This is a genomic window from Pseudomonas sp. Mb7 (genome assembly GCF_054790525.1).
Map to the genome: position 1 here is coordinate 2,272,019 of NZ_CP186501.1, position 10,691 is coordinate 2,282,709.

Annotated in this window: 9 protein-coding genes; 6 read left to right on the forward strand and 3 right to left on the reverse strand. The window is 57.9% G+C overall.

The window, feature by feature from the left end; genetic code table 11:
* The first annotated feature begins 179 nt into the window (after nt 1-179).
* From ACOYXH_RS10480 to ACOYXH_RS10495, 4 genes are all read left to right on the forward strand, one after another.
* Nucleotides 180-1,850, forward strand: a complete 1,671-nt coding sequence (locus tag ACOYXH_RS10480) for a nitrite/sulfite reductase (protein ID WP_095126248.1) — start codon at nt 180-182, stop codon at nt 1,848-1,850.
* Nucleotides 1,847-2,326: a DUF934 domain-containing protein gene (locus ACOYXH_RS10485; protein WP_095126249.1), complete on the forward strand. Its 480-nt coding sequence runs from the start codon at nt 1,847-1,849 to the stop codon at nt 2,324-2,326. The genes ACOYXH_RS10480 and ACOYXH_RS10485 overlap by 4 nt, the downstream gene beginning before the upstream one ends.
* 219 nt (nt 2,327-2,545) lie before the next feature.
* Nucleotides 2,546-3,520 (forward strand): hypothetical protein, encoded by a 975-nt coding sequence (locus ACOYXH_RS10490; protein ID WP_460410658.1) that lies wholly within the window; start codon nt 2,546-2,548, stop codon nt 3,518-3,520.
* Nucleotides 3,521-4,558: 1,038 nt separating this feature from the next.
* Nucleotides 4,559-5,233, forward strand: a complete 675-nt coding sequence (locus ACOYXH_RS10495; protein ID WP_460410659.1) for a DUF3313 domain-containing protein — start codon at nt 4,559-4,561, stop codon at nt 5,231-5,233.
* A 49-nt stretch (nt 5,234-5,282) separates the two neighbouring features.
* Here the strand turns inward: ACOYXH_RS10495 and ACOYXH_RS10500 are convergent, their stop codons facing one another.
* Nucleotides 5,283-6,278: a DUF3829 domain-containing protein gene (locus tag ACOYXH_RS10500; RefSeq protein WP_095050711.1), complete on the reverse strand. Its 996-nt coding sequence runs from the start codon at nt 6,276-6,278 to the stop codon at nt 5,283-5,285.
* On the reverse strand, nt 6,275-7,903 hold the full coding sequence (locus ACOYXH_RS10505; protein WP_460410660.1) for a J domain-containing protein: 1,629 nt from the start codon (nt 7,901-7,903) through the stop codon (nt 6,275-6,277). Before ACOYXH_RS10505 ends, ACOYXH_RS10500 begins: the two co-directional genes overlap by 4 nt.
* Before the next feature lie 645 nt (nt 7,904-8,548).
* Here ACOYXH_RS10505 and ACOYXH_RS10510 point away from each other — a divergent pair.
* The gene (locus tag ACOYXH_RS10510) at nt 8,549-8,917 is read left to right on the forward strand and encodes a DUF6124 family protein (protein WP_095050713.1); all 369 of its coding nucleotides are present in this window, start codon (nt 8,549-8,551) and stop codon (nt 8,915-8,917) included.
* A 452-nt stretch (nt 8,918-9,369) separates the two neighbouring features.
* On the opposite strand, the gene ACOYXH_RS10515 is transcribed toward ACOYXH_RS10510, so the two are convergent.
* On the reverse strand, nt 9,370-9,795 hold the full coding sequence (locus ACOYXH_RS10515) for a YciI family protein (protein WP_460410661.1): 426 nt from the start codon (nt 9,793-9,795) through the stop codon (nt 9,370-9,372).
* A gap of 343 nt (nt 9,796-10,138) precedes the next feature.
* Here ACOYXH_RS10515 and tpx point away from each other — a divergent pair, with 343 nt between their 5' ends.
* Nucleotides 10,139-10,639 (forward strand): thiol peroxidase, encoded by a 501-nt coding sequence (gene tpx / locus ACOYXH_RS10520; protein WP_007914372.1) that lies wholly within the window; start codon nt 10,139-10,141, stop codon nt 10,637-10,639.
* Nucleotides 10,640-10,691: the final 52 nt, after the last annotated feature.

Genomic DNA, 10,691 nt, shown 5'->3' on the forward strand with positions numbered 1-10,691 from the left:
CTTTGATTTATGCGGATCAGATTAAAGGGCTGACTGCGGCGTTCTGCCGCGCCCTGATATGGTTTTTATGAGTTCAGGTGAATCTGTAACGCGCTGCGCTGCTTCGTCATAGTGCTCTGAAGAAAACTGTGGGAGCGAGCCTGCTCGCTCCCACAGGAATAACTGATGAGGTGGCAGGCATGTATCAATACGATGATTACGACCGGGCGCTGGTGTTCGAGCGTGTTGCGCAGTTTCGCGATCAGGTCGAGCGCTTCATGGCCGGGGAATTGAGCGAAGAGGAGTTTTTGCCGCTGCGTCTGCAAAACGGCCTGTACATGCAGAAGCACGCCTACATGCTGCGCGTGGCGATTCCCTACGGCACCTTGAGCGCCGAACAGATGCGCACGCTGGCGAGTATCGCCAGCGATTACGATCGTGGTTACGGTCACTTCACTACGCGGCAGAACATGCAGTTCAACTGGATCGAACTGAGCGACGTGCCGGATATCCTCGAACGTCTGGCGCAGGTCAACATGCATGCGATCCAGACCTCCGGCAACTGCGTGCGCAACATCACCACCGAGGCGTTCGCCGGGGTCGCGGCGGACGAGTTGATCGACCCGCGCCCATTGGCCGAGATTCTGCGGCAGTGGTCGACGATCAACCCGGAATTCCTGTTTCTGCCACGCAAATTCAAGATCGCCATTTGCTCGGCGAAGCAGGATCGCGCGGCAATCATGATGCACGACATCGGTCTGTACCTTTACCCCGGCCGCGATGGGCAGATGCTTCTGCGAGTGATCGTCGGCGGTGGTCTGGGGCGCACGCCGATTCTCGGTTTGCAGATCCGCGAAGGCTTGCCGTGGCAGCATTTGCTGTCTTACGTCGAAGCGGTTTTGCGCGTGTACAACCGTCACGGTCGGCGCGATAACAAGTACAAGGCGCGGATCAAGATTCTGGTCAAGGCACTGGGCATCGAGGCGTTCGCCAAGGAAGTCGAAGAGGAATGGCAACACCTCAAGGACGGCCCGGCGCAGTTGACCGAAGCCGAATATCAGCGGGTCGCCAGCGCCTTCGTGCCGCCGGTTTATCACACCCTGGCCGACACCGATCTGGACTTCGGCACGCGCTTGGCCGAAAGCCCGGCGTTTGCCCGTTGGGTCGCGCGCAACGTGCAGCCGCACAAGGTGCCGGGCTACACCAGCGTGGTGCTGTCGACCAAACCGGGCATGGCGGCGCCGCCGGGGGATGTCACCGCTGTGCAGATGCTGGCGGTGGCCGACTGGTCGCAGCGTTTCGGTTTTGGCGAGATTCGCATCGCCCATGAGCAGAACATCGTCTTGCCCGATGTTCCGAAAACCGACCTCTATGCGTTGTGGCAACTGGCGTGCAAACACGACCTGGGCAGCGCCAACGTCGGCCTGCTCACCGACATCATTGCCTGCCCCGGTGGCGATTTCTGTGCGTTGGCCAACGCCAAATCGATCCCGATTGCCCAGGCGATTCAGGCACGCTTCGACAACCTCGATTACCTGCATGATCTGGGCGATATCAGCCTGAACATCTCTGGCTGCATGAACGCCTGCGGTCACCATCACATCGGCAATATCGGCATCCTCGGCGTCGACAAGAACGGCAGCGAGTGGTATCAGATCACCCTCGGCGGCGCCCAGGGCAAAAACAGCGCGTTGGGCAAAGTCATCGGCCCGTCGTTCAGTGCTGCGGAAGTGCCGCAGGTGATCGAGCGGATCATCGGTACGTTTGTGCGCTATCGCGAGCACGAGGAACTGTTTGTCGACACCGTCGCGCGGATTGGCCTGGAGCCGTTCAAAGAGCGGGTTTATCCGAAAACGCTGGAGGCGGTATGAATAATTTGTTGCGGCTGGAGCAGGGCGTAGCGCGAATAGTGACGGACGATCCGTGGACGCTAGTGCGTGAGCCATCGACGCCAAGGCCTGCAGGTTTGCTGATGTTGCCGCTGACGCACTGGTTGGAATCACCGTCGACTCATGCGGTGTGGCTTGGCCCGGATGATGAGGTTGAAAGTCTGGTGCCGTGGCTGGCCTCGTTACCGCTGATTGCACTGGATTTTCCGAGTTTTCGCGACGGGCGTGCTTACAGCCAGGCTTATCTGCTGCGCAGCCGGTTCGGCTGGGCAGGGGAGTTGCGCGCGATTGGCGATGTCTTGCGTGATCAGCTCAGCCATATGCGCCAGTGCGGGTTCGACAGTTTCGCGGTGCGTGAGGACAAATCGGCTGAGGATGCGCTGAAAGGATTGGCCGGAATGAGCGTGCTCTACGGCCGCTCAGTCATCGAACCACGTCCGTTGTTCCGACGGCGCTGACGCTTGAAAAGATCGCAGCCTGCGGCAGCTCCTACAGTGGATCCCGTGTAGGAGCTGCCGCAGGCTGCGATCTTTTGTTCTTCGAAGTACACCGGGGAAACCCCTAGAAACCTCCTGAATCGGGCATTTTCCCTTGGGTGAGTGGTGGCCTTTTGGTAGAGTCGCCGTCGCCAGCGGGTTTTCGGCTGGACGATGGAACCGAAGAAGGGAGTCTGATCAGTGAGTCCGGGCAAAAAAATCCTCGGCCTCACAGCGTTGCTTTTGATGGTGACGCTGTGGGCTAGTTATTTTTATGTATTCAAGGAAAACCGCGACGGCCAGCTTGGCGGTGTCGGCGAAAGCACCGCGTGGTGCGGCACGCCACCGACCACAGAAGCGGCGTTGCTGGGCAAGGACCAGCTGACCTTGCGCGTCACCAATAATCTGCGCGGCGAGTTCATGCTCAGTGGTTCTCTGGTGATTTCGGAACGCACCTTCAACCGTTACGACCTCAGCCGCAACGAACTGCGTCTGCGTCTGGAACCGTTGCAATGGTCCTACGGCGTCACGCCGATCTTCCTTGAGCAGGTCAAGGTGCAGCCGCTGAGCCGCAACCTTTCCGCCACCAATAAAAGTGCCTACGCCGAACTTGAACCACGGCCGATCGGTGTCCAGGGTCAGGTCACCGAATTCCCTTTCGACAGCTATCGCTACGGCTATAAGCCGGTGCTTTATTACCTCAAGGGTAGCGAGCGCATCGACCTGCGCTTCAAGAACATCACCACGTTGATGGAGATGTCCAACACTTTCACGCCGATCCAGAAGTACAACCGCGTCGACTACATCAACGAGAAAACCTCGATGATCCGCGACGAGGATTACAAGGCGTACGGGCCGCACGAATGTGCCTTCAGCGTCGAGCGCAAAGGTTCGTTCAAGGTGGTGGTGTTGTTGCTGCTGTTGGTGTTGTGCCTGCCGTTACTGCTGGTGTTTTACCGCAATGAACCGGGGATCGACTTCCTTGCCACGCTGTTGGGCGCCGCGATCGTGCGGGTGCTGCTGATCGGGCCGGTGCAGGACTTCCAGCTGTACAACATCGACTTCCTGTTGGGGGCGGCGATTTTGCTGGTGGGCACGGTGTCCTTGATCAAGGCGATGCACATCAACAGTCGGCGGGAGATGGCGTTGCGCAGTGGTGAGACTTCGTCCTGGTAACGGGGTGAACCCCTGAAAAGCCCCTCACCCTAACCCTCTCCCGGAGGGAGAGGGGACTGACCGAGGTGTATGGCGTCCTGCACCGACGTGGAAGACCGAGTCGATTATGGATTCAAAGCCAATCGGTCACGTCGGTGTATCTCTCGAATCTCCCCCAATCGTCCCCTCTATCTACCTCTGAAAGAGGGGACTGACCGAGGTGTCTGGCGTCCTGCACCGACGTGAAAGACCGAGTCGATTATGGATTCAAAGGCAATCGGTCACGTCGGTGTATCTCTCGAATCATCCCGAATCGGTCCCCTCTATTTACCTCTGAAAGAGGGGACTGACCGAGGTGTCTGGCGTCCTGCACCGACGTGAAAGACCGAGTCGATTATGGATTCAAAGGCAATCGGTCACGTCGGTGTATCTCTCGAATCATCCCGAATCGGTCCCCTCTATTTACCTCTGAAAGAGGGGACTGACCGAGGTGTCTGGCGTCCTGCACCGACGTGGAAGACCGAGTCGATTATGGATTCAAAGCCAACCGGTCACGTCGGTGTATCTCTCGAATCATCCCGAATCGGTCCCCTCTATTTACCTCTGAAAGAGGGGACTGACCGAGTTGTCTGGCGTCCTGCACCGACGTGAAAGACCGAGTCGATTATGGATTCAAAGGCACTCGCTCAAGTCGGCGGAACTCTTGAATATCCCCCAATCGGTCCCCTCTCCCTCTGGGAGAGGGCTAGGGTGAGGGAAGACAATTTCCAGCCGGTCACTTAAGCGCCGGATCGCCCATGTTCATCTTCTTCCAGCCCTGCAACAGCACTTGCGGGCGTTCTAGCTCAGCTTGTTCCAGTGCAGCGGATTCTTGAAGCTCACCAATGGCCAAGAGCTCGATGCAGCGTTGCCGGATGCTCGACGTCTTTCAAATGACGCTTGTGATCCTCCGCGCAGCCTTGCGTGAATATTGTGCTGTGCAATCGCAATTACTGAAGTTTTAGCTATACCTGTAATTCCCCCGGGCAAAGTTTTCGGCCTTCTGACAGGAGTTACAGCATGAAGCTAGCAGTGATGATGGGCACACTGTGTTTTGCCACCCTCGCAGTGGTAGGTTGTTCCAGCAAAACCGTCGACCCGAAAGAGTACTCAGGATTCCTCAAAGACTACAGCCAGCTCAAGGAGGCCAAATCCCCGTCCGGTGCCGAGGTGATGCGCTGGATCGATCCAAAGGTCGACGTCAGGAAATTCACCAGTGTGTACATCGAGCCGACTCAGCTCTACCCGAAACCGCAACCGACCGCGAAAATCTCCCAGCAAACCCTCAATGGCATCACTTCCTACTACGATCAGGCGCTCAAGCGTGAGATCGGCAAAGACTTGCCGTTGGCCGCCGGTCCTGGCCCGGGCGTGATTGTGGTGCGTGCGGCAATCACCGCCGTGAGCAGCTCCACCGAAGGCCTGCATGCTTACGAGGTAATTCCGATTGCGTTGGTCGCCGCTGCGGTCAGCACCGCCAGCGGTATTCGTGATCAGGAAACTACGTTGGCCACCGAAGCGGTGTTCCTCGATGGCGCGAATAACAAGGTCGTCGCGCAAGTGGTGCGCAAAGGCACCGGCAAGCCACTGGAAAATGATTCGCAGGCAATGAGCACCAATGACGTCAAACCCGTCATTGATGGCTGGGCCTCAGACCTGCGTCAGTCGTATCTGAAGCTCAAGAAAGCCAAGTAAGCGCACGAGGCCGGATTGTCCGCGAGGACCGTCCGGCCTGTGCACACCCTCAGAAATTGGCGCGTGCCTGGCGGTTGTATTGGCTGAGTAGGGCGTCGTAGCCATGGGTGACGGCGTAGTAATCGTCGCTCAAGCGTTGCGGTTCGGCGTGGTTCTGCCAGTCCTTATGCAGGGTGTTCAGCGCGTCGAGATAGCTTTGCGCTGGCGCACTGATGTGCCGCCACAGCTCCCGCGCGTCATCGTCCTTGTTTCGAAATCCACCCTCGCGAAGAGCGATGAAGGGCGCGCGACGATTCCACGCCTGTTGCAGATCGGCGGTGGTATCGGCCACGGCTTGCGGGGTCAGGGTGCGGTGTTTCATCCCGTCTTCGAGCAGCTCCAATGTCTCCCGGGCTTGCATCATGTACGCCAGCAGAGACCAATGAATCTCCCTGCCCACCCGCGCTTCCAGCAGCTTGAGCTGCTCGGAACGCTGTGCCACATCAAGTGGCAGCAGTTCCTCTCGCAAGGCTGTCGATGCGTTGATGTAGGCATTGCTGGCGGCCTGGATTTGCTCCGAGCCCTGTGACAACCGGGCGAGCGGCGTGGCATAAAAGTTCGCACTTCTGTCGAGTCGCTCCGGCGTAAAGATCACCGCCGCGCCCTGCAGTGCTTGCGCGTAGTCACGGACTTTTTGCGAAAGCACTGGCTGATAGGCCAAGAGTTCGAGTTTTTCGTTGATATGACTGAGGCAGAGATCCTTTTGGATGTTCTGCACGGTGTACGCATCCGTGTTGTCGAAATCCCGAGCCTCAGCAAGATAACTATCGAATGCATTACCTGCTGGTCGCGGACGCTCGAATTTGTCGTAGGCGTTGCGCCAGTGCACATCGACACGGTTGACGCATGCAATGATCGGACTCAACGCATTGGCCTGTGCGGTCACCACTGAGTCGCGCTGATCAAGCCACAGGTCGAGCTTCAGGAACGGTCGGGTCGCGCTCGACAGCCCCATCACCACCAGAACGACCACTACGCCGCTGACAAACATGAATCTCGACGTCATGGCCGTGCCTCCGCGGGATACCACTGCTCGCGGGTGGCCGGAGCGCCGCAATCGAAAGAACTCGCCGGCAACCGGCTACACAAACGCTCGGCCCAGGGTTGTAGCCCCTGATTGCGATTGACCGTGCCTTGGCTGGCGGCCACTTTGAACACACCCAGTACCAGCACCAGGGTGACAACGCCGAGTAGCGTCAGGCCGATTTTCACCGGCAGGTTGGTCTTTTCCCAGGACGTGTGTGGTTTGACCTGACGGCGACGGATCAAACCCACGCAGGCCAGTGTCGCGGCATAGACGACGCCAGCGATGGGGCCGAAAAACCAGGTGAGCCCGGCCACCATCAATGCGCAGGGAATCAGATCGCGCAGTACGCCGAACGGCGCAGCGTCCTTCGCAAAACCCGGCCACAACCGCGCGCTGAGGCGGTCATCCAGCAGCCAATGGGTGTGCGCCAGTTCGTGCGTCAGCCAGTTGATGCCCGCAGCGATCACGCCAAACACGATTGTTGAGGTCATGACGATATTGATCAGCCCGGTGACGCGCAGCCCCAGCGGGATGAAATGAGTAAACGCACCGATCAGACAGGCCAGCACCACGCCAACGTAGGTCGGCCATTCGCCGCGTTTCAGTTCCCAGTCGCGCCAGAAAAACGCGGTGCCACCGGGCAATTCCGCGCAGACCTTCGGATGATTGGCATACAGCGCCGAACTCAAATGTCGGCAATGCTCCCAATCTTTCTCACGCAGGCGCCGGGCCAATGCTCGACGCTGGCTGAACGGGCCAGTACCGAGCAGCAGGCGGGCGGCGCGGTGTTCGGCGGTGGCGGGCGGCTCTTCGGCGAGTTGACGCTGTTGCGCGATAAAAATCGGAGCCTCATGGCGCGCGACCAGACGTTTCCATTCATCTTTCGGGCAACGGTTGGCCGGGCCGGAATGCCAGCCCTGGCCCGCGCAGACCTGTTCGAAAATAGCGGAAGACCAGTATTCGCAGTCCAGTAGCAATCGACTGAGGAACAGGTTGAACCACTGCCGGTGCACTTCAGCGTCGAGCCAGAGGTATTGCGCGCACTGTGCGTAGGCCTGCAAAAAGGCCGCACTGTCCTCACGTTCGAGGGCATCACGCAGCGGTCGAGTCATGCGTTCCCGCTGGTGATCGAGCAAATGTTCGATGGATTCCTCGTCCAGTTCCAGCCGCTGCCAGGCACTGAACCAGTGATACGTCTGCACCGCCCAATCGACCATCGGCGCCGATGTATCCGGGTGCTCGATGCAATGCTGCAGCAGGGTCTCTTCGAGGATATGCGCGCAACCCTGCTCAACGGCGAGGGCATGGCGCTGTTGCAATTGTGCAAGGCTGGTGTCGGCCAGCGAGCGCGTTGCCTGCTGCAAGGCATCGACTTCGACTACGGTCAGACCGGTCAAATCCCAGGCGTCTTCATCAGCCCCGTGGTCCTCGCTGGCCTGCGCCCATTCCTTGTAATTCAGGGCTTGCTCATAGGCGTCACGCAGGCGCTGGAAGCCCTCGGCGTCTTCGTCCGGGCGGGTCTGTTTGAGCAGGGCAGCGTATTGGCGTTTGATACTGCGCGTATCGGCGTCGGCCGTAAGGCCAAGGACGGTCCAGCAACTCATTGCGTGTACAACTCCATGAAAACCTGCGACGCGGTCCAGTGATGGCACTTTGATTTTGCGCACCCTACCTGTTTCGCGTGAAAAAGTCCTCAGCTGTTGCTTATTGGCCGACAAACCAGCGGCAGTACGGGTTGCCGCCGTTGCCGGGCATCACCCGCCAACTGACCCTGCAAGCGGACGGCGCACTGGCGACAGGAGCTGGCGAGTGACACGAGGTTGCGATCTTTTGATCGTGTTTTTTAAATGCAAAATCAAAGGTTCGTCCGATCGCGGCTCGAGCCTTCGGCCGCTACTACATATGCGTATTTCAATTCGGGATGTTTAAACGTTGTTTGGAATTTGCGGAACGTTCCCACAAGGTTTTCAGGTTGTCCGTCGGACGTCGGGTCTCTAGCCTGTGTTCGTCGCTGCCAAATCAGCGACCGGGACTGGAAACCCCGGGGGAAAACTGAACGCAACAGCACCGTTCATGACGTATGCTTGCGCACCTTTTTTGGTGCGTACTTAGTTATGGCGGCTGTGCGTGGGGGACCTTCGGGTCGTCCGGGTTTCTCTGTCCCCCGGGTTTCCAGCCTGCGTACAGCTGCCACCCATTCGACCGGAAGCCGAATGGACCAGCTCCACCGTTCGGATAGAGAAAACACTATGAAAAAGCCAACACCCAATCCCCCAGAATCAGACGCCGACACCACATCCCCCTACGCCTCAGTCGACAGTAAAAAACTTCACGAAGCCGCCGACCGCGCGCTCGATTTCTACCTCAACCCCAGCGCCCATATCATGTCCAGCGCCAACGAGCCGGAACCCATGTACCTCGCCAATCCCAGGTACAACACTGAATCCCTGCTCGCCAACGCCAGCGAAACCCTCGGCTCGGCCAGTGAAATGCTGATGAACTTCGCCGCCTCGCTGGAAACCTCGCAGCGCAAGACTGCACTGGGTATCGCACAGGTCGTCATGTTGGGGGAACTCGCGGTGAATCAAGCCTTGGATCACGTCGAACTCAAGAACTGATCTCCCTTGAATGATCGTTCCCACGCTCTGTACTGGAATGCAGCCATTGACGCTCTGCGCCAAATTCGCAAGCTGGAACGCAGAGCGTCCCTTGAGGCATTCCCACGCAGAGCGTGGGAACGATCAATTAAGACAGGTCGTCATGCTGGGTGAACTCGCGGTGAATCAAGCCCAGGATCACGTCGAGCTCAATAACTGATCTCTGTTGAATGATCGTTCCCACGCGCAGCAAAGGAATGCAGCCCTTGACGCTCTGCGTCAAATTCGCAAGCTGGAACGCGGAGCGTCCCTTGAGGCATTCCCACGCAGAGCGTGGGAAGGATCAAGATCCGCTCTATGCCCGAGTGATCGATTCTGTAGCTGTCGAATGAAATGAGGCTGTGATCTTTTGACTTTGCTTTTTGAGGTCAAAAGATCGCAGCCTTCGGCAGCTCCTACATAGGATCTCCGGTTTAGCCGTTTTTCTTGGCCTGTTCGCGGACACGCTCTTCCTGTTCCCGCGCTTCAGGAGTGAACTCAGCGCCGAAGTCTTCTGCAGAAAATATCTGGCGGATTTCAATATCAGAATCGCCTGACATTGGGTTGGGGCAGCGCTTGACCCATTCGATGGCTTCTTCTTTTGATTTCACTTCCCAGATCCAGTAGCCGGCCACCAGTTCTTTGGTTTCGATGAACGGCCCGTCGATAACCGTGCGTTTGTCACCGGAGAAATGCACGCGAGCACCTTTGCTACTCGGGTGCAGGCCATCGCAATCGGTCAGGATGCCGGCCTTGACCAGTTCTTCGTTGAAGTTGCCCATCGCGGTGATCAGTTCTTCGCTGGGCATGATGCCGGCTTCCGAATCGGCGCTGGCTTTGACAAGGATCATGAAGCGCATGGCGGTTACTCCGTGAGTTTGGTGGGATTCATTGCTTAGTCGAACGGGCCACACTTGAATCGACAGGGTCTCTGGTAAAAGTGCGGAGAATTTTTCACACCGCAGATCTAATTGTAGGAGTGAGCCTGCTCGCGATAGCGATGTGTCATTCAACATTTGCGTATATGACACACCGCTATCGCGAGCAGGCTCACTCCTACAGGGGGATGGTTGTGGTTTTGTATACAATTTTTCGCGCAGGCACCCAACAATTTCCAAACAGGGCATAGGTCGTCGGACCATTTCGTGGTTAACTTCGGCCTCTTGCATGCTTTCCAATCAAAACATCAGAAGGACTCAAGTCATGGCTCAAGTCACCCTTAAAGGCAATCCGGTTCAAGTCAACGGCCAGTTGCCACAAGCCGGTTCCAAGGCGCCAGCCTTTTCTCTGGTTGCCGGCAATCTGTCCGACGTCACCCTGAAAGACTTCGCCGGCAAGCGCAAAGTGCTGAACATCTTCCCAAGCGTCGACACCCCGACCTGCGCCACTTCCGTGCGCAAGTTCAACGCTCAGGCCAACGACATCGCCAACACCGTGGTGCTGTGCATCTCGGCTGACCTGCCGTTCGCCCAAGCGCGTTTCTGCGGCGCCGAAGGTCTGGAAAACGTCCAAAACCTGTCGACCCTGCGCGGTGCCGAGTTCATCGAGAACTACGGCGTAGCCATCGCCGACGGCCCGCTGAAAGGCCTGACCGCTCGCGCCGTTGTGGTGCTGGACGAAAACGACAACGTCCTGCACAGCGAACTGGTCAAGGAAATCGCTGAAGAGCCTAACTACGAAGCGGCACTGTCCGTTCTCAAGTAAGCGCTTTTACAATTGTTAACGGCCTGGCCCTGTCCAGGCCGTTTTCATTTGT

Coding starts and splice junctions, on each gene's coding strand:
- ACOYXH_RS10515 (WP_460410661.1), bottom strand. CDS start 9,795: ATGCGCTTCATGATCCTTGTCAAAGCCAGCGCCGATTCGGAAGCCGGC.
- ACOYXH_RS10500 (WP_095050711.1), bottom strand. CDS start 6,278: ATGACGTCGAGATTCATGTTTGTCAGCGGCGTAGTGGTCGTTCTGGTG.
- ACOYXH_RS10480 (WP_095126248.1), top strand. CDS start 180: ATGTATCAATACGATGATTACGACCGGGCGCTGGTGTTCGAGCGTGTT.
- ACOYXH_RS10510 (WP_095050713.1), top strand. CDS start 8,549: ATGAAAAAGCCAACACCCAATCCCCCAGAATCAGACGCCGACACCACA.
- ACOYXH_RS10505 (WP_460410660.1), bottom strand. CDS start 7,903: ATGAGTTGCTGGACCGTCCTTGGCCTTACGGCCGACGCCGATACGCGC.
- tpx (WP_007914372.1), top strand. CDS start 10,139: ATGGCTCAAGTCACCCTTAAAGGCAATCCGGTTCAAGTCAACGGCCAG.
- ACOYXH_RS10495 (WP_460410659.1), top strand. CDS start 4,559: ATGAAGCTAGCAGTGATGATGGGCACACTGTGTTTTGCCACCCTCGCA.
- ACOYXH_RS10485 (WP_095126249.1), top strand. CDS start 1,847: ATGAATAATTTGTTGCGGCTGGAGCAGGGCGTAGCGCGAATAGTGACG.